Source organism: Synechococcus sp. H60.3 (assembly GCF_047462295.1).
GTDB lineage: Bacteria > Cyanobacteriota > Cyanobacteriia > Thermostichales > Thermostichaceae > Thermostichus.
The window spans coordinates 1-19,097 of record NZ_JANSIY010000009.1; the positions used below are offsets into that span (position 1 = coordinate 1).

Consider the following 19,097-nt stretch of genomic DNA (forward strand, 5'->3'; position numbering starts at 1 on the left):
TTTTCTACAACGTTGCTACTAATCAGCAACCGGGGCTGGGAACCCGCCTCGTGAGTCTTGGATGCTTCAGCTCTACTATGGCTAGCGCCACGCTTTGCGAACAGAGACCCGGTACACGGGAGCGATGAAGCAACTGGGGCAGAGGAAGAGACAAAAATCTCACCGTAAAGCGGATGGGGAAACCCCACCCGCCTGCGCGGTGGGGTAGTTCATGCGAAAAGTCAAGGGAAATCCGCTCGCCCGTGGGGGGATCAGCATGAGCGTCAGGAGGAAGCCGCCGTCTCAACCTGCTGTACCTGCAACGAAGCAATCGGAAAATGCCGCTCCAACAAAGCCGGGATCCCTTGCGGAGAAACGCCGCTGTAGCGAGCCTTGTCGGGCAGGAACACCACGTTCGGCCCCCGTTTGCAGTCCTTCAGGCAGCCCACCCCCTGCACCCGAATGGTCTCTGGGTAGGCTGCCAAGTGTGCCTGCAGAGCCTGTATCACCTCCAGCGCCCCCCGCCGACAGCAGTCGGACTTCTGGCAGACCAAGACGACCCCTTTTCTCTTTTCCTCCGATTCTGGAGCAGCTTTTGGGGGAGATGTGGCTGGGATCCCTGCCTGGACAGGAACCACGCGGTAGAGCACCCATTTCTCCCGCCCCTTCAGCAAATTCACTTCCCGCTCCCCCGCAATCTGCACCCTATCCCCTGGCTTGAGGCTGCGGTAGAGCTCAGAGCGCAGCGGCTTGGGGATCTTGCCGGCAAACACTTCCGCTCCGGCCTGCCAGCGCAAATACTTGAGCTTGCCATCCTTATCGGGAAGAAATCCCAGGAACTGACCTTCTGACTCAAACGGGATCCTTTGCTTAGCCAACTTGCTCATCTTGTCCCCCAGGCTCGGTGTTGAGCTGCCAACACGTCTCTAGGCTGTCCAATAACTCCCGCCGCCGCGCCGTGTATTGGCGGATCACGCTGCGCACCTGCAACAGGGCCAGAGGCGTGTCCACCTGCACCTGTAAATGGCCATCTCCTGCACAGACCGCCGGGATCCCCAACTCCACCAGCCGCCGCCCAATGCGCCAGCGTTCCCCTAAGGGGATCTGCAAACAATAGCTGCCCTCAAAAGATACAGGGTTCATGGCTAGGAGCAAAACCTCGGCAAATAAATCTAAACCCAATCGGGCAGTAATGATATGAATTTTCAACAAATGCTTACAAAAATAAGCCCTCAGGCCTAAGGACAGGTCACCTGGCCGGCGAACCTGCCCCAGATCCTGACTAGGCTCTGCCGTCCATCAAGCCAAACACTAGGCTGTCGTTGGCCAGGAAGTGGTTGAGGTGGAAGGCCCGGTCTTCCGTCTTGAGCAGAATCTGCTCGTAGAGGTAGCGGGTGGCGCGATCCCCTAGGCTTTCCGCTTGGGCGGCTTGGCGCCGCAGCAAATCGATGATGGCCTGCTCTGCCGCCAGGTCATTTTGCAACATTTGCCGCGCCTCAAAAGCGCCATCCGGCTCAGGGGTAAAGCAGCAGAGGCGGGCCAAGGTGGCGAAGGTGGCTACCGGCACACCCCCCAGACCTTCGAGGCGTTCTCCCAGGTCGTGGACATGTTCCCTCACCTGCTCGTAGTGATCCTTGAACAATTGGTGTAGCGGGTAGAACTCGGTGCCCTCTACTACGAAGTGATGCTTCTGGTACTGCAAGTACAGCCCTTGGAAGCTGGCCAGAAGGGCGTTCATCCCCTCGCAGATCGGCTGGGTCACCTCCAGGCCGAGGGAGACAGGGTTGTTGCGCACGCTGTTGAAGGACTGGCGCAAGGTTGAGGTTTCAGACATAGGGCAAGGTTCTCCGAAGTAAGAGAGCTAATTGTCCAGCCTACTCGAGTGGACAGATCCAGGGTTTCTTGGGGCTATCCTCACCCCAGCATAGTCTAACTCAACAGTTCTTGTGAATAGCTCTCAACAAAGTGCTTGTTGCAGCAGAACCGGTGGGCTGGTCAGAGAGTAGCCGCATCTTCCCGATTTACACTGGACTGGGAGCGTTAGCCCAGTTGATCCCGTACCTGGAGATGGAGCATGTCGCAAACGGAGCCAGAAAGCCACTCCTGGATAGAAAAACTGATTCGCCTAACCCATCAAACAGTTGCGCGGGCTGGGGGGAAACCGCAGGAACCTTGGGATTGGGCCAGCCACCTGTTCAAAGAGAGCCTGCTGGAAGCAGAGGCAGAAATGGGCCACTGTAATGTCCTGGTGATTGGCAAAAGTGGGGTGGGCAAAAGCACCTTGGTCAACGCGGTGTTTAAAGATGAGCTGGCCCGCACTGGTGTTGGCAGCCCTGTTACCCGCCACATTCGCCAATATTCTAAGCAAGGCTGCCCAATCACCATCTACGATACACCTGGCATGGAATTGGCGGGAGACCAGAATATCCAGATCCGCCTCGAGGTGTCCCAACTGATCGACGAGCTGCGCCTCAAGGATCCCGAACATCACATTCACATTGTTTGGTATTGCATCCACCACGAACTGAAGCGGCTGGAGGAAACCGAGCGTGAGTGGCTGAGAGAGTTAGAACTCAAAGATGTACCGGTCATCTTAGTCTTGACCCAATGCCTGGAATATCCCAATCCCGAAGAGAGCGAGTTTTTTCAGTACTTGCAGCGCCAAAATCTCCCTGTTCGCTACATTGTTCCTCTTTTGGCTAAGGACAAGGTCATTAACCGGCAACTCACCATCCCCGCCCACGGGCTAGAGCACCTAATCGGCTGCACCTCGGAGCTGCTGCCAGAGGTAGCCCGCCTTGCCTTTATCCGCCAGCAATTGCTGCGGGTGGATCTCAAGGCCGATGCTGCTTTTAAGTATGTATCGGGCTATGTGGCCAGCGCAGCGTTCATCGGCGCCGCACCTCTTCCTTTTGCCGATGCCCCTCTACTGGCAGCAGCACAAGTGGGCATGATTGCCAATATCAGCTTTATCTTTGGCTATAAAGCCTCCCCTTCTTTTTACTACTCTTTGATGGCGGCTTTGGCGGGAATTGGGGGCGCAGTAGTCACTGGGCGGGCCATTGTCTCAAACCTGCTGAAGTTGATCCCCGGCGCGGGATCCCTGGCAGGCGGCATCATCCAGTCCACCACAGCGGCTACCCTGACCCTTTCCCTTGGCCTGGCCTATATCGAGCTGATGAAGGCCATCGCCCGCGCCGAAATCCAAGGGATCCAGCTATCCCAGGCCCAGATGCAGGAGATCTTTGTGCGCGAGTACCGAGAATATGCTGCTTCGGGACACAAAACTCTCAAAAACTGGGATTGGGAAAAATGACTTTTTATCCCAGCTTTTGCGTAGACATTGGATCTAATTCTGGAGCAGGGGAAGCTCGTGCGCTCTCGAACCCAAAGGAGCCATTGACTAGGTACAAGGGGCGGCCTTTCACTTCTTCAAAAATGCGGCCCAGATACTCTCCAATCACGCCCAGGCTAATCAACTGGATCCCGCCCAAAAACAAGGTCATCACCGCCAAAGAGGCGTAGCCGGGCACATCGGAGCCAAACAGCAAAGTACGAATGACGAGGAAAAGGCCATACAGCAGAGCCGCTAGCGAGATCGCCAAGCCCAGATAGCTCCACACCCGCAAGGGCCAAGAGCTAAAAGAGGTGATGCCTTCTATGGCTAGGTTCCACAGCCGCCAGTAGTTCCACTGGGTTTTGCCGCGAAAACGGGGGGCGCGGTCGTAAAAAATGGCCACCTGCCGGTAGCCTACCCAGGCAAAGATCCCTTTCATAAAGCGAGTGCGCTCCCGCAGTTGCTTGATGGCGTCTACCACCTGCCGATCCAACAGCCGAAAATCTCCTGTATTGCGCGGGATCCGCACCTGGCTGAGCTGGTCAATGACCCAATAAAACCCATTGGCGGTGAAGCGTTTTAGCCAGCTTTCCCCTTGGCGGCTGCGGCGCACAGCGTACACCACCTGGTAGCCCTGCCGCCACTGCTGCAGCATTTCCGGGATCAACTCTGGGGGATCCTGCAGGTCGGCATCGATGGGAACAACGGCTCTGCCAGAGGCATAATCCAGACCCGCTGTGAGGGCAATCTCCTTGCCAAAACAGCGGGAGAGGTTCACCACCTTGATGCGGGGATCCTGGCGATGGAAGGCAATAAGCTTTTCCAGCGTGTCGTCCTGGCTGCCGTCGTTGACACAGATGATCTCGTAGGGGATCCCCAATGGATCCAAGGTTAGGCGCAGGCGCTCGAACAGGTGATCCAGGTTCTCCGCCTCATTTTTGCAGGGGATGACAACCGAGAGCTCAGGGGGAGCAGGCGCAGAGGACATAGGAGGATGACAGAAGAACAGGGATCCCGTAGCTGGCGATTATTCTGCCATCAGGGGGTGCTATGGGTTTGCCGACATCTCTGCCACAATCGAGCGCAGCTCGTCCTCCGAGATGCGATAGACCTCGTTACAGAACTGGCAAACCGCCTCTGCTCCCTTATCAGTACGGATCATGTCGATGAGCTCGTCCCGCCCCAACATACGCAACGCCCCCTTCACCCGGTCGGAGTTGCACTGGCAATAGAAGCGGATGGTGTGCACCTCCGGCGTGATCTTCAGATCCAGGTCGCCCAGACAAATTTGCAACAGCTCCAGCAAACCGCCGCCGTAGGCCAGCATTGGACTGAATTCCTCTACTTTGGCCAAACGGGCCTCCATCTCCGGGATCAGACTGGCTGGTGCTCCCGGCATGAGCTGCATCAACACTCCACCGGCGGCGCGCACCCGCTGGGAATCGAGGTTGACCCCCAAAAGAACTGCCGAGGGGATCTGCTCCGAGGAGGAGAGGTAGTAGCTGATATCGTCTCCCACCTCCCCTGAAACCAGTTCCACAGCACTGGTGTAAGGCTGGCCGTAGCCCAAGTCCCGCAGCACATGCAAATAGCCGTAACGCCCAACGGCCTGACCCACATCTAACTTGCTCTCAGGGGTGAGAGGAAGTTCAACGGCAGGGTTGCTCACATAGCCGCGTACCGTGCCGTCCATGCCGGCATCTACATAGATGCTGCCCAAGGGGCCATTTCCCTTCAGTTGCAGGTTGATCCGCGCCTGGCGTCGCTTCAGGTTAGCTGCCAGCAACAGGGCTGCACTCATGGCCCGCCCCAGCGCCACTGTCGCCACGTAGGAGAGCTTGTGCCGCTCCCGCGCTTCCTGGACTGCCTGGGTGGACACTAAGCCCACCACGCGGATCTTGCCTTCTGCCGCCGTAGCTCGGATCAGGTGATCCGGAAGGGAGAGGGGAGAACTCTCAGAGATGGCTTTCAAGCCTTTCCATTGCTCTGACCCAGAGGTATCCGTCATCACAACCTCAACTCACGTCTCGAAAGCAAGCCTGCAGGGATCCCCTGGCGACTTACTTCTTTCCCCGTGGGCTCGCTGCAACTTCGCTATAAGTCGGAGCCAGCCTGCACCATACCATCATAGGCGGCTTATCCCCCTGCCCACTAGCCGGCAGCTTGCTCCGCTAGTTTTTCGGCTCAAACCAATCACCTTGCCCATGCTGCCGCCCCGCCCTCCAGTTGGCAAAGTGGTGCTTCATCCTCAGTAAGGTAGGGAGAGTTTGCAATTCTTCTGCAATTTCTCCCTCTCTTGCCAGAGTGTGCCATCCTGAGGATCTAGACTGATCCAACGCGACCCCCAGCCTGTTGGCCTTACTCCCTGGGTGACTGTTCCATGTTGGATAACCTCACTGCCTATGTCTCGGAACATGCGGCCAAGCGTCGCTGGCGGGAACGTGCCTACAGCCGCTTTTTGCAGGATTGGCGACGACAAGTGGTACTGCTGCGCCGCCAACGGGCCGGTGAATTCGGCCAGCCGCTAGGGGATCCCTCCTGTGTTTTCAGCGCCCAGTCGGCTTGGTTGCGCTGTGCCGTCAACCCGCAAGGGCCCTGCCAGGGCTGCCCCCACTATTCTCCGCTTGTTCCTCCGCTGCCGGCTCGTCACCCTAATGTTCCCGGTTAGTTTGCCGCATCCAAATCTGTTCAGATGGACTTCTGCATCCTACCGCATCCCCAGGTTGCGCTGGGTTTACACTCCCACTGATGCCAAAGGAAGACCGGCGGCAAGATAAGGGATCCTATCTCCGGTCAACCTTTGCCACTCCCCCTGCCGACCGGCTGGCTAAACGCCAAGGCAACGGCATGGCTGTTTTCCCGGAGCGCTAGGGACTCTGCGCAGTTCCCCAGTTCATCAGCCCAGGGCTCTGCCCGGACCTAAGTAGGAGGCTAGCAAGCCTCTTTTCGTGTCAAAATGAAAGAACGGTAACTCCATCGGCAAAAGCGAGATTCATGGCCCTTTACCTCTCGGCAGAGCATCTTCGCGCCATCCGCCAGCATGGCGAGCAAGCCTTTCCCTACGAGGGCTGCGGTATTTTGATCGGCGAGCTCAAGGGATCGGACAAGATCGTCCATGAACTCTGGGCAGTGGCCAACACCTGGGATCAAGCCGAAAACCCCTTGGCAGACGGGGAATCCAGCCGCCGCCGCTTCTTGATCGACCCGGCGGATTTCAAGCGGGCCAACGACCATGCCATGCGCAAAGGCCTGGGGATCCTGGGCACCTACCATTCCCACCCCAACCACGCGGCTGTTCCTTCGGAGTTCGACCGGCAGCACGCTTTTCCTTGGGGCTTTTCCTGCGTGATTGTTAGCGTGCGCGAGGGCAAGGCAGAGGAGGTGGCAAGCTGGATTTTGGATGAGCAGGAGCAGCCCCAACGGGAGCCGATGCAGATTTGGGAAGACAAATCTCTGCCCTCGCTTGTGGCTCGGGCTGGCTAGAGCCTGGGCGGAGCTGACTGCTGTTTTCCCGCCAACCTTCCCTCCAAAAGTGAGGCTTATGGCTGAGAAGCTTTGGGATCCCTGTTGGGCAATGACTGTGGTGAGGGTTGTCGGAAAAAGCGGTACTCTGAACTTGATGAGGTGACACTTGGAATAGTTCAGCTCAGAACCTCAAGGTGTAGATCAACCAGATCGCTAGAACCCTTCCCCGAACTCCCATGGCAACCAAAGTCCTGATTCCCTCCCCCTTGCGTCCCTACACCGACAACCTGGAAGCTGTCGAGATCGAGGGCAACAGCGTTGGCGAAGTAATGCGCAATCTGATCGCCCGCTATGGCGAGCTAAAGCGCCACCTCTACACCGAAGACGGCAAGTTGCGCAATTTCGTCAACGTTTACCTCAACGACGAAGATGTGCGCACTTTGGCCCAAGGCGACGACACTCCTGTGGGAGAGAAAGCCACCATCAGCATCGTTCCTGCCATTGCCGGAGGGTTTTGACTATGTTGCACCTAGACACCAGCCAAGTCAGCCTCTCCCGCGAGGAGATGGAGCGGTTTTCTCGCCATTTGATCCTGCCGGAGGTGGGCCTGGAGGGGCAGAAGCGGCTGAAAGCAGGCAAGGTGCTCTGCATCGGCACAGGCGGCCTCGGCTCGCCCCTGTTGTTGTACTTGGCGGCAGCCGGCGTGGGGCGGATCGGCATCGTCGATTTCGATGTGGTGGATGTGTCGAACCTGCAGCGGCAGGTGATCCACGGCACTTCCTGGGTGGGCAAGCCCAAGGTGGAATCGGCCAAAAATCGCATCCTGGAGATCAACCCCTATTGCCAGGTGGACGTTTACAACACCGCTCTGAAGGCCCACAACGCCCTGGAGCTGTTTGCCAACTACGACGTGATCGTGGACGGTACCGATAATTTTCCCACCCGCTACCTGGTCAACGATGCCTGTGTGCTGACGGGCAAGCCCAATGTCTACGGCTCGATCTTCCGCTTTGAAGGGCAGGCGACGGTCTTCAACTACGAGGATGGGCCCAACTACCGCGATCTCTACCCCGAGCCACCCCCACCGGGGCTGGTTCCCTCCTGTGCCGAGGGGGGAGTGCTGGGGATCCTGCCCGGCATCATCGGCCTCATTCAAGCTACGGAGACTGTGAAGATCCTGTTGGGCATCGGCACGACCCTGAGCGGGCGGCTGCTGCTCTACGATGCTCTAAAAATGAGCTTCCGCGAGCTAAAGCTGCGCAAAAACCCCGCCACCCCGCCCATCACTCAACTTATCGACTATGAGCAGTTCTGCGGGATCCCGCAAGCGCAAGCTAGCCAAGCGGAGATCCCGGAGATCAGTGTGGCCGAGCTGAAGGCGCGGATGGATGCCGGCAAAGATTTTGTGTTGATCGACGTGCGCAACCCCAACGAGTGGGAGATCGGTCGGATCCCTGGCGCCCACCTGATCCCGTTGCCGCAAATCGAAAATGGTGATGGGGTGGAGCAGGTGCGCAAGCTGCTCAACGGCTCGGAGCTGATCGTCCACTGCAAGAGTGGAGTGCGCTCGGCCAAGGCCTTGAAGATCCTACAAACTGCCGGGATCGAGGGGAAAAATCTACGCGGTGGCATCCTCGCCTGGGCTGAGGCTTACGATCCCTCGATTCCCAAGTACTGAGACAACTTCCGGATCCCTGGTCCAGGATACGATGGCTCCGCTGCCCAGAGCCGGCTGTGCCCAATATAATTTCTCCCTTTTGCGTCCCTTTTTCCATGAGTGCCACTTTGCCGGCAGAGACAGAAACCATCTTTCACTCCATCCCCGAAGCCCTGGAAGACCTCAAGTGTGGCCGCATGGTCATCGTGGTCGATGACGAAAATCGGGAAAACGAAGGGGATCTGATCTGTGCTGCCCAGTTTGCCACGCCAGAGGTGATCAACTTCATGGCCACCCATGGGCGGGGCCTCATTTGTCTAGCCATGCAGGGATCCCGTCTGGACGAGCTGAAGATCCCGCTGATGGTGGGGCAAAACACCGACAGCAACCAGACTGCCTTTACCGTCAGCATCGACGCCGGGCCAGAGTTAGGGGTTTCGACGGGCATTTCCGCTGCCGATCGCGCTCGGACCATCCAGGCGGCCATCCACCCCCATACGCGACCGGAAGATCTGCGTCGCCCTGGGCATGTCTTTCCGCTGCGGGCGCGGGAGGGTGGGGTACTCAAACGGGCCGGCCACACGGAAGCGGCGGTGGATCTGGCGCTGCTGGCGGGGCTGTACCCGGCAGGGGTGATCTGCGAGATCCAAAACCCGGATGGCTCGATGGCCCGCCTGCCCCAGTTGATCGACTATGCCCGCCAGCACAATCTGAAGATCATCACCATCGCCCATCTGATCGAGTACCGCCTGCGCACCGAACGGCTGGTGCATCGGGGGGCTACTGCCACCTTGCCGACGGAGTTTGGCCGGTTTCAGGTCTACGGCTACCGCGACACCCTCAACCAGGTGGAGCACCTGGCGCTGGTGAAGGGGGATCCGACCCAATTTGCCGCCGAGCCCGTCCTGGTGCGCGTGCATGTGGAATGCCCCCTGGGGGATGCGCTGGGATCCCTGCGCTGCGACTGCCGCCGCCAATTGACCGCCGCCCTGAAGATGATCGACCACCAGGGCAAGGGGGTGCTGGTGTACCTGCGCCGGCAAGAGCAGGAGCTTAGCCTCATCCGGCAAATTCAGTCCTATGCCCTGCAGGATCTGGGGCTAGCTGAAACCGCGCCGCCGGCAGCGATGGATCTGCGGGATTACGGCATTGGCGCCCAGATCCTACGCGATGTGGGGGTGCGCCAAATGCGCTTGATCAGCAACACCTCTCGCCACATCAGCGGCTTGAAAGGATTTGGCCTGGAAGTGGCCGAGCGGGTGCCCTTGCTGGTGGAAGAGCCGGATCTCAATTTGCACGTGCAGCCATCCTGTTCTCTAGAAAACGCGACCCATTCCGGCTTAAGCCTGTAGAGCGTTGTAGGGCCGGGCGGTGTGGTGGAACAGGGGCCGCGGTGCAGCCGGTTCGTCCTCGACCCCATAAGCCTTGCATCCCCAGTGCCAGAACGACCAGGAAGGACGTTTGGGCAAAGATGGAGCCATACGCGCTGGCAAGACAGAGTCCCTGGCCGTGGGGCTCAAGAGGGGCTTTGGCAAGACGGGAATGTCGGATCCCACCTGCGACCACACCTCGTAGCTCTGGGATCGCACCACCACAATGCTGATCAGGGAGCCGCGATCCATGTCGTAGCGGCAACTGTCGATGGCGTCCTGCAGCCGAGAAAAGCTGCGGTTAAAGACGTAAAAATGGCCCTGGAAGCGGATGGCTTCCCAGAAACCTTCCCGTGTCACCGCCACATGGTCGCGATCGGCGGAGGTGTAGTCGAGGATCACCATACGTGTAAAGACTGACTAGCGATGGATCAGATTAGGGTGGCTTTTACCGTATTTCCACTTAAGCACACCATTGCACAGCCCGTCATCCGCGAAATGGCCTGCTTGCAACAAGACTGACTTAAGGCGTTTTCTCGCCCTTGCTGCTCATGGGATCCCGCCCAATTCCCGTCGCAGCTCGGCCATGGCTGCTTCTCCGATGTGGGGGGCGGTGCAGACCAGGTGGGGCGTGCGGATCAGGTCGGGGCGGGCTTGGCGCACTAGGGCGCGCAGGGTGGGGTAGCTGGCCTCGTCGCAGATGAGGGTGTGGGCACGGCGGATTAGGGATCCCACCCGCTCGGCATCGGAAATCACCGCCGTCAGCACCAGCAGGTCTCCCCGCAGGCTGTGGACAATCACCTCGGCAACTTCCAGGAGGGCGGTGCTGATGCTCACCAGCCCTAGACAGGCGTGGGGAGGCAATTGGCGGATCAGGGCAATTTCGCGGGCGTAGTCAGATACCTCCACCGGGAGAACACGGGCCCCCCGCGGCTGGGCAATGGCCTCGACGGCGCTGAGAAAATAGTGGAGCGTCACCACAGTGCCGGAATGGATTTGATCCAGCACGGCGGCCAGATCCTCTAGGGGCACCAACTGCACCCGGATGCCCAAAGTCTGTTGGATTTGTTGGGCCATCAGTTGTCCTGTGCCCAGATCCCGATTGGGCACGCACACCAGCACTTGGGCACTGCAGCGCAACCGCCAGTCGATCTCCGCCAGCAGCAGATCCCGCACCTGCTCCAGAGAAAAGCCCTGTTGCTGAAGCTGATCGATGCCCTGGCGCACCTGCTGCAGGGCTTGTTGGGATCGATCCAGGTTTTCGCCCAGACTACAAGAAGAGCGGTTAACCGCCTGGCGGGCGGAGCCGCTGACGTAAATGCCAGATCCAGCGCGCGTTTCCACCAGACCCATGGCCTCCAGTTGGTGGTAAACCTTGTGGATGGTGTTGCGGTGCAGGCCCGTTTGCATGGCCAATTGACGGGTGCTGGGCAGGCGATAGCCGGGAGGAAATTGCCCGCAGGCAATGCCAAAACAGAGCAAGTTGAAGAGCTGGACAGAGCCAGGGATCCTGCTCTCCGGCTGAATAGAAATGCGCATCATGACGCACTTTTCTCCATGAACTACCCCACCGCGTAGGCGGATGGGGTTTTTAGTAGCCCTGAAGCTCGCTCACAAGAACTCCGTCCCGCTAACGCGAGTGGCAGCGTTAAAATCTCCATCCCCTTCCCAACCACAAGCCGGGTTCACACAACGAAAACGCTTCCCTTCCCGCTGACCAAGCCACAAGCACCGGTGACAGGTCTGCGAAGTGTAGGCAGGCGGAACCACCACAACCTTGACTCCTGCTCTTACTGCCTTGTAGCGCACAAACTGCCTCAACGGGTAGAACGCCCCTCGCGCTAGCGGGCCGTAGGCCTCACTATTCGACCGCCGCTGCTCTGGCTTGCTGCGCGGCTGCTGGTTGACACGCTCCCGCTCGCGTCAGCGGGCCAGAGACCTCATCCCAGCCAAGTCTTCCAGGGCAATGGTGCTACAGGCAGCTTTGGCCCTAGAAACAATGGCTTTGAAGATGCAGTAATTCACCCAAGCTTGAAAGCGTCTCTTCCTACCAGACAGCCGTTGCAGCAGTTGACGGCACCTGGGCCGAGAACTATGTGTGCCCTGACTGGCTTTACGCTGGAGAACCGCCCTCAACTGGGAGTAGGGGTCTTTTTCCTGGTTCAACTGCTGTCCATTCCAGTTGTCACCCTCTGCTCGCGTCAGCGGGACGGAGTCCTTATGTGTGGGCAATATCTGTCCTGCCCAAGTCTACACCGATGACCTTGCCGGTGTTTTGGGGTTCCGGCACCTCAGATTCCACGCCAATCTGGATGGAGTAGGAACCATCTTGGCGTTTGACCAACGTGGCTACTTTGAGATGAGAACCTGTCAACATGCCACGCTGATAGTTACCACTCGCGCCAGCGAGCCGGAGCCTTGGTTGCATCCAGCTTTGTGGCTTGCGACGCAGACACCTTGAGCTTGCAAGAGATAGTCAGAACTTGGGTCATGCTGAGTATGTTAGGCACTATCCTTCCTCGCCGTATAGACGGTGGGGTATCCCGCGCATTCAGATGACGCAAATGCAAGGCAACAGCGAGTGCGAAAGTCTAACCCGAGGAAGGCCGGGCACCCCTCCCAGTTTCTCCCAGCCGAAGCCCAACTCCGCCCCGCAGCCAGGACTAAGTGGCTGTTGGGATCCCGGCCTCTATCCGGCTCAGGGCTAAGCTCATTTTGTCCAGCCACTGCAAAAGGTTCTCCAGTTGCTGCGCCGCAGGCACCATCCCCAGGCCCCGCACCGTCACCTTGCCCGGCTGGTAAACAAAGCGAGGCTGTAGGTGAGTGGGCAGCGCTTCCTTGAGGCGGTTCCAGGCGGGCTCCTCCATGGGAGTTTCCAAAAGGACATGCTCCTTGGCCGGCCTGATACGGGAAAAGCCCAGCCTGCGGGCCAAAATCTTCAGCTCCATCACCCGCAGCAGCTCCTGGGTAGGCTTGGGCAGGGGGCCAAAGCGATCCTGCCATTCCTGGGCAATTTGCAACAGCTCGACCCGAGAGCCGGCAGCAGCCAATTGGCGATAGGCCTGCATCTTTTGATCTTCGTCGGGGATATAGCTTTGCGGGATCATGGCGGTGACATTGAGGTCGATTTGCGTATCTTCCACCTGCGGGATCTCTTGGCCACGAATTTCGCGAATGGCCTCTTGCAGCATCTCCAAATAAAGATCGAAGCCCACAGCATTGACCTGCCCCGATTGCTGCGTGCCCAACAGGTTGCCAATGCCGCGAATCTCCATATCCCGCATCGCCAATTGATACCCAGATCCCAGTTGGGTAAATTCCTGAATGGCCTGCAGGCGTTTGCGGGCCTCTTCGGTGAGGATGCCATCTTCTCGGTAGAACAGCCAAGCATGGGCTTGGATCCCAGCCCGGCCCACCCGCCCTCGCAATTGGTAAAGCTGAGCCAGCCCAAACTCCTGGGCATTTTCAATCAAAATGGTGTTGACACGGGGAATATCCAAACCCGACTCAATAATGGTGGTGCAGACCAGGATATCGATTTCCCCGTTGTTAAAAGCCAGCATCGTCGCTTCCAGCTCTCCTTCCGGCATTTGCCCATGGGCAATGGCAATGCGGGCGCCGGGCACCCACTCCCGCAATTTGGCACTGGTCTCTTCGATCCCTTCAATGCGGTTGACAACATAAAAGACTTGCCCGCCGCGATCCAACTCTTGGCGGATAGCCGTGCGAATGACCTCAGGATTGTAGGGGGAGAGGTGAGTTTTAATCGGGCGCCGCGAGGGCGGGGGAGTTTGGATCAAGCTCATTTCCCTCAACCCCGACAAGGCCATATACAGAGTGCGGGGAATGGGGGTAGCTGTAAGGGTGAGCACGTCCACCTGGGTTTTGAGGAGTTTAATTTTCTCTTTTTGGTTGACGCCGAAGCGCTGTTCTTCGTCAATGACCAAAAGGCCCAAATCGCGAAACTGTACATCCTTGCCTAAAAGCTGGTGGGTGCCCACAATGACATCCAGTTCACCACTTTTGAGGCGGGCCAGGATCTCTTTTTTCTCGTCGGGAGTGCGGAAGCGGTTGAGTAAGCCCACTTGAATGGGATAGGGGGCAAAGCGCTCTTTGAGAGTGTGGTAGTGCTGCTGGGTGAGAATGGTGGTTGGCGCCAAAAGAGCTACTTGTTTGCCGGCGGTTACGGCTTTAAAAATGGCACGGATAGCCACTTCCGTTTTGCCAAAACCCACATCCCCGCACAGCAGCCGATCCATGGGGCGGGGAGACTCCATATCCCGCTTGATCTCCTGGACGGCGCGAATTTGATCCGGTGTCAGAGGATAGGGAAAAGAGTCTTCCAGCTCCTGTTGCCAAGGAGAATCGGGCGGGAAGGCATAGCCCTCCTGTTGGGCACGCTTGGCATAGAGTTCCAACAGGTCAAGGGCCACTTTTTGCAGGCTCTTTTTAACTTTTTGCTTGGTCTTTTCCCAGGTGCTGCCGGACATTTTGTGCAGCGCAGGGGGGCCATCGCCGCTAGCCCGGTAGCGGGAGAGGGAGTTGACCTGGTCGGCAGCCACCCGCAGCAGGCCATCGCTGTATTGAATGACCAGATATTCTCGGGTTTCGCCGCCGATGGTGAGGCTTTCCAGCCGCAGGAACTGGCCAATGCCATGGGCCCTGTGAACAACAAAATCCCCCGGCTTGAGCAGGTTGGGATCCACCTGGCGGGAGCTGGCCTGGCGGCGCTTGCGCACATAGGTGGGGGTGGCCAGGCTGTGCTGGCCGAAAAACTCGCGGTCGGTCAGCACCACCCACCCCAGCGTGGGCAGGAGAAACCCCTCCAGATCCGCTAGGCCGGAGTACTTCAGGGCCACCGGCGTGTAGGACTGGAGCTGGCGCTCGATAGTCGGAAAATCTTTGGGGTTGGGCACGTACTGGGCCGGGCAGTCGTGTTCCTGCAGCAGAGCCACGGTGCGGGAGGGCTGGGCGGAGAGGATCCACACCTGCAAGTGTTGCTTGCGGTACTCGCGCAGGGTTTTGGCCAGGGATCCAAACTGGTGGGGAGTGGCAGGGACAGGCCGGCTTTTGAGGTCGAGGACAGCTTCCCCCTCGCCAGCAGGGGCAAAGGCACGGGCCAACAGGCGGGGGAAGGGATCCCACTCAGCGGCCTCAAGATCAAAGGGGCGGTGGAAGGGCACTAGAGCCGGCTCAGCAGCCTGGGCCAATTGCCACTGCTCCTCGGCGTGGGCTAGCCACTGCCGGCTGTGGGCCTGGCACTGCTCCGGCTCGTCGATCAGGATCAAGGTATTGGGATCCAGGTAGCTCAGCAGGTTGGCCGGTGGATCGTAGAGCAGGCCGAGAAAACGGCGCAGGCCTTCTGGGGGAGGCGATCCCTGCTGCTGCAGGGCGGGGGAGAGCTGCTCCATCTTTTCCTGCAGCGCTGGCCAGAGCATGGGCCCATAGCCGGTGGGGGTCAGCCAGACAGAAGGGATCCCATCTTGGGAGCGCTGGCTTACCGGGTCGAACTCCCGCAGCCGTTCCAGCTCATTGCCAAACCACTCCAGGCGCACCGGCCACTCGCAGGCCACCGGGAAAATGTCGAGAATATCGCCCCTTTGGCTCCACTGCCCCTCGCTTTCCACCAGGCTTACCCGCTGGTAGCCCAGCCGGGCCAACTGCTGCCCCAACTGCTGCGGCGACAGCTCCAGGCCAGGTTCCAGCTTGAGGCAAAAGCCCTGAAACACCTCTGGGGGGGGAAGATGGGGTTGCAGGGCCCGCTCCGTGGCCACAACGGCCATGCCCTTTCTGCCCTGGAGACAATCGGCCAGCACCTGCAATTGTCCCCACACCAGTTCCGGCTCCAGGTCAAACGGCTCATAGGGGGAAGCCTCAGAAGTGGGATAAAGGTACACGCTCTCCCAGCCCATGCCCTCCAGTTGCGCCGTCCAGCGGCCTGCTTCTTCCAAAGTGGCAGTCACCACCAGCAGGGATCTCCCCTCCTGCTGGGCCAAAGCCGAGGCCATCAACCCCTTGGCGATCCGACCTGCCCCCTGAATGGCTGCCTGTCGCCGCGATCTCAAGCGGGCGGCCAACTCTTGTACCAAGCCGGATTGGGCAAGAAAGTGCACCAGCGGGACAAACGACATCTTCCACCCCCTACTGCCAACTGGGATCTCCAACAAGCCGGGATCCCAATTCTGGCAGGCCCTGAGGAAAATTTGCATGGCGTTATCCCCGCCCCTCAACGGGCTATTTCGGGATTGCGGATCCCCAGGCTGCCAAGTTCGCAACCCTCTTTATTCTGTAGTCCGCTTTACACGGAGAAAACCTCTTCTCCCGGGATCCTAAAGTTAACCTTTAGAGTCGAGCAGCCCATCGCTGATCCTGGTCAAGATGCAATCCTAGGAGGAGCAAAAAAGATAGCCTTCCCCACCTTATCCAAATGGCTACGGATGTCTGCAGCGAACATACCTGGAGGTGGGCCTGCACAAACTGCAGCAGAGAGGGTTGGGAAAAGTTGAGTTTATCCATCCAAACTGGGTGCCAATCATGTTTCTAGACACCGTCGCGCTTTCTCGACTACAGTTTGCCCTCACGGCCATTTTCCATATGCTATGGCCGGTTTTAACAACGGGACTGGCTATTTATCTTGTTGTTATAGAGGGCCTTTGGCTGAAAACTCGCAATCTAGATTACTATCGCCACGCTCGTTTCTGGTCAAAGATCTATGTGTTGAACTTTGGTATCGGCGTGGCCTCAGGGTTGCCGATGGCCTTTCAATTTGGCATGAACTGGGCCCCTTTTTCTGAGGCGGTGGGCGACTTCTTTGGAACCGTTCTTGGGTTTGAGGGCACGATGGCCTTTATGCTGGAGGCCAGCTTTTTGGGGATCATGCTCTTTGGCTGGGAGCGGGTGCCGCCGGTGATTCACTGGATCTCGACAATCCTGGTGGCCTTCGGCGCCAACCTCTCTACCTTTTGGATCCTGACGGCCAACTCTTGGCTACAGACGCCGGCAGGGGGAGTATTTGTCAATGGAAAGTTTGTGGTGCGCGACTACCTGCAAGCCATTGTCAATCCCTTCATGGTCAATAGCTTTCTGCACATGTTTTTTGCCACTTTGGAGACCTCTTTGTTTGTAATTGGTGGCATCAGCGCCTGGTACATTCTCAAGCGGCGGCACAGCGAGTTTTTTTCCCGTTCCCTCAAAGTGGTCTTGGCAATGGCTCTGGTGGTAGCCCCCTTGCAGGTGTTTATCGGCCACTTGAGCGCGGAGCAAGTGTATCGCTATCAACCGGCCAAGCTGGCGGCCATGGAGGCCCAGTGGGAGACGATCCCTGCCGGCGAACGAGCCGATTGGAGCCTGCTAGCCCTGCCCAACGACCGAGAAGAGCGCAACGAGTGGGAGGTGAAGATCCCCGGTGTGCTGGGCTATCTGCTGGAGTTTAAGCCCAGGCTGGATCGACCGGTGCAAGGCCTGAAAGCTTGGGATCCCCAAAATCGTCCCCACATGATTGGCCTCATCTACTACTCCTTTAGGACAATGGTGGCCATTGGCCTGTTTCTGGCCGGGCTTATGGGGGTGACCTTGATTCAGTGGTTGAGGGGCAAGCTGTCGGCGGAGGCCCTCTCCCAGCAGAAGTGGCTGATGTGGGCCTGGGTCTTTGCTGGCCCCCTGGGATACATTGCCGTCGAGGCTGGCTGGATTGTCCGCTGCGTTGGCCGGCAGCCCTGGATTGTGTATGGACAACTGCGCACCGCGGAATCCGTTTCGCCGCTGCCGCCGGGAGAGGTGCTGTTTTCTTTGGTCGGCCTGACTGCTTTGTATACGGTGTTTTTCGTGGCTGCCCTTTACTTTGGCAGCCGCATCATCCGCAGAGGGCCTGACCTGGAGCTGCCTGCCCCCGTTCCGGCAACCCAGCCGGTGATCGTGATCGAGCCTGCCCGCCACGAGCCGGATCGCCGTCCTGCAGAAGCTCGCTAGCACCGGTGCAGCCCTAACAGAACCCAGACAACACCGCAGGCTCCTCATCCAACAGCAGCCAAGCCACTCGTCGATTTCCAACTCCCCTCTCCCAGAGGGAGAGGGGTTGGGGGTGAGGGGGATCATGTCTCGAACTGGTCGGAAATAAACTACAGAGAACGACGATGGAATCTTTCGAGCCTTTACAGCAGTTTTTACCGCAAGTCTGGTTTTTTATCCTCGGTCTCTTCCTCTTCCTTTATGTTCTGCTAGATGGATTTGACTTGGGGGTTGGCATCCTCTCCCTGACGGCTTCTAGCGAGACCCGCCGCAGCATTCTCATGACCAGCCTGGGCAATGTCTGGGATGCCAACGAGACCTGGCTGGTGTTGATGGGGGGATCCTTATTTGGAGCCTTTCCCCTTGCCTACGCCACCATTCTCAACGCTCTCTACATTCCGCTGGTGATCATGGTGGTGGGCCTGATCTTGCGGGCTGTCTCTTTCGAGTTTCGGGAGAACGCCGACAACAAGCTGGTGTGGAACCTCGCCTTCGGGGTGGGCAGCTTTTTGGCGGCCTTGGGCCAGGGGTTTGCCTTGGGCAGTGTCTTCGAAGGGATCCGCGTCGACGAAGCCGGCCACTTTGCCGGCAGCCCTTGGGATTGGCTGACCTGGCGCACAGTGTTGGTGGCTCTTACCTTGATCCAGGGCTACGTGTTAATCGGCTCGGCCTATCTGATCGTTAAGACCACCGGCGAGCTGCAGAAAACCTACTACAAGACAGCAACCATTGCCACCTGGACAACGTTGCTGGGGGCAGTGTTTATCACCATCAGCACCCCCATCATGTCGGAGCAGGCGCGCGCTCAGCTTTTCTCGCCTCCTCTTTTCTATATCTTTGCTGCCATCCCCGTTTTGGGACTTTTGTTGGTGGCTCTGTTGCTGCGCAGCCTGCGGCGGCGAGAAGAAAATAGCGTTTTGGTTTACACTTTTTTAATCTTTGCCCTTTCTTTTATCGGCCTGGGGTTTATGGTTTTCCCCAACATTATTCCTCCCAGCGTCACCATCTACGAGGCGGCAGCTTCTCCCAGTTCACTGGTGTTTATGCTCACCTTTATTGGCTTTTTGATCCCGGTTATTTTGTCCTACAACATCTACAACTATGTGGTGTTCCGGGGCAAGATCGTGGTGCAGGAAGCAACGCCAGAAGAGGCCAAAGTTTCGGAGGCAGCTTAAACCCAAAGCAAAAAGTCTCAACTTTTAAATCAAGACCCCGCCGAGCGTTTTGCCAGGCGGGGTACATTTGCAAGCAAAACAGGGTTAACCTCGAGGGGAACATCGGA

At 58.3% G+C, this 19,097-nt stretch carries 16 protein-coding genes and 2 pseudogenes; 9 read left to right on the forward strand and 9 right to left on the reverse strand.

The features are described 5' to 3' along the window. Window positions 1-263 precede the first annotated feature (263 nt). From NW841_RS02050 to NW841_RS02060, 3 genes are all read right to left on the reverse strand, one after another. Window positions 264-866: a (2Fe-2S) ferredoxin domain-containing protein gene (locus NW841_RS02050; RefSeq protein WP_414385147.1), complete on the reverse strand. Its 603-nt coding sequence runs from the start codon at window positions 864-866 to the stop codon at window positions 264-266. Then, window positions 850-1,122 (reverse strand): Asr1405/Asl0597 family protein, encoded by a 273-nt coding sequence (locus NW841_RS02055; protein ID WP_414385149.1) that lies wholly within the window; start codon window positions 1,120-1,122, stop codon window positions 850-852. The genes NW841_RS02050 and NW841_RS02055 overlap by 17 nt, the downstream gene beginning before the upstream one ends. A gap of 139 nt (window positions 1,123-1,261) precedes the next feature. Next, window positions 1,262-1,813, reverse strand: coding sequence for a Dps family protein (locus tag NW841_RS02060; protein WP_414335135.1), 552 nt, complete (start codon window positions 1,811-1,813; stop codon window positions 1,262-1,264). Window positions 1,814-2,053: 240 nt separating this feature from the next. On the opposite strand from NW841_RS02060, the gene NW841_RS02065 reads away from it, so the two are divergent. Further along, window positions 2,054-3,295 (forward strand): YcjF family protein, encoded by a 1,242-nt coding sequence (locus NW841_RS02065; protein ID WP_414365105.1) that lies wholly within the window; start codon window positions 2,054-2,056, stop codon window positions 3,293-3,295. A gap of 4 nt (window positions 3,296-3,299) precedes the next feature. Here the strand turns inward: NW841_RS02065 and NW841_RS02070 are convergent, their stop codons facing one another. Together NW841_RS02070 and hslO are read right to left on the reverse strand one after the other, a co-directional pair. After that, entirely contained in the window at window positions 3,300-4,304 is a 1,005-nt protein-coding gene (locus NW841_RS02070) for a glycosyltransferase family 2 protein (protein WP_414385151.1), read from the reverse strand. A 60-nt stretch (window positions 4,305-4,364) separates the two neighbouring features. Beyond that, complete coding sequence (gene hslO, locus NW841_RS02075; RefSeq protein WP_414385152.1) at window positions 4,365-5,324, reverse strand: Hsp33 family molecular chaperone HslO; 960 nt, start codon at window positions 5,322-5,324, stop codon at window positions 4,365-4,367. 372 nt (window positions 5,325-5,696) lie between these two features. Here hslO and NW841_RS02080 point away from each other — a divergent pair, with 372 nt between their 5' ends. The 6 genes and pseudogenes from NW841_RS02080 to ribB form a co-directional block, all read left to right on the forward strand. Then, window positions 5,697-5,984, forward strand: a complete 288-nt coding sequence (locus NW841_RS02080; RefSeq protein WP_414365101.1) for a DUF6464 family protein — start codon at window positions 5,697-5,699, stop codon at window positions 5,982-5,984. A gap of 80 nt (window positions 5,985-6,064) precedes the next feature. Then, window positions 6,065-6,187 carry a hypothetical protein gene (locus NW841_RS02085; RefSeq protein WP_414370853.1) on the forward strand — a complete coding sequence of 41 codons (123 nt, stop codon included), beginning with the start codon at window positions 6,065-6,067 and terminating at the stop codon, window positions 6,185-6,187. Between the two features lie 123 nt (window positions 6,188-6,310). Further along, entirely contained in the window at window positions 6,311-6,799 is a 489-nt protein-coding gene (locus tag NW841_RS02090; protein WP_414385155.1) for a M67 family metallopeptidase, read from the forward strand. A 218-nt stretch (window positions 6,800-7,017) separates the two neighbouring features. Beyond that, window positions 7,018-7,299: a MoaD/ThiS family protein gene (locus NW841_RS02095; RefSeq protein WP_414377036.1), complete on the forward strand. Its 282-nt coding sequence runs from the start codon at window positions 7,018-7,020 to the stop codon at window positions 7,297-7,299. 2 nt (window positions 7,300-7,301) lie between these two features. Then, window positions 7,302-8,459, forward strand: a complete 1,158-nt coding sequence (moeB, locus tag NW841_RS02100; protein WP_414365096.1) for a molybdopterin-synthase adenylyltransferase MoeB — start codon at window positions 7,302-7,304, stop codon at window positions 8,457-8,459. A 128-nt stretch (window positions 8,460-8,587) separates the two neighbouring features. Then, window positions 8,588-9,736, forward strand: a pseudogene (gene ribB, locus NW841_RS02105) (3,4-dihydroxy-2-butanone-4-phosphate synthase); the annotation flags it as partial. Between the two features lie 42 nt (window positions 9,737-9,778). Here ribB and NW841_RS02110 read toward each other — a convergent pair. The 4 genes and pseudogenes from NW841_RS02110 to mfd all read right to left on the reverse strand — a co-directional run bounded on the left by NW841_RS02110 (window position 9,779) and on the right by mfd (window position 15,939). Then, entirely contained in the window at window positions 9,779-10,213 is a 435-nt protein-coding gene (locus NW841_RS02110) for a hypothetical protein (protein WP_414385157.1), read from the reverse strand. Window positions 10,214-10,357: 144 nt separating this feature from the next. Beyond that, on the reverse strand, window positions 10,358-11,350 hold the full coding sequence (locus NW841_RS02115; protein WP_414370850.1) for a GntR family transcriptional regulator: 993 nt from the start codon (window positions 11,348-11,350) through the stop codon (window positions 10,358-10,360). Window positions 11,351-11,437: 87 nt separating this feature from the next. Continuing rightward, window positions 11,438-12,236 (reverse strand): annotated as a pseudogene (locus NW841_RS02120) (RNA-guided endonuclease TnpB family protein); the annotation flags it as partial. Window positions 12,237-12,471: 235 nt separating this feature from the next. After that, window positions 12,472-15,939, reverse strand: a complete 3,468-nt coding sequence (mfd, locus tag NW841_RS02125) for a transcription-repair coupling factor (protein ID WP_414385158.1) — start codon at window positions 15,937-15,939, stop codon at window positions 12,472-12,474. A 403-nt stretch (window positions 15,940-16,342) separates the two neighbouring features. Here mfd and NW841_RS02130 point away from each other — a divergent pair, with 403 nt between their 5' ends. Both NW841_RS02130 and cydB read left to right on the forward strand, forming a co-directional pair. Then, on the forward strand, window positions 16,343-17,776 hold the full coding sequence (locus tag NW841_RS02130) for a cytochrome ubiquinol oxidase subunit I (protein WP_414365092.1): 1,434 nt from the start codon (window positions 16,343-16,345) through the stop codon (window positions 17,774-17,776). A gap of 164 nt (window positions 17,777-17,940) precedes the next feature. Next, window positions 17,941-18,990, forward strand: a complete 1,050-nt coding sequence (gene cydB, locus NW841_RS02135) for a cytochrome d ubiquinol oxidase subunit II (protein ID WP_414365090.1) — start codon at window positions 17,941-17,943, stop codon at window positions 18,988-18,990. Window positions 18,991-19,097: the final 107 nt, after the last annotated feature.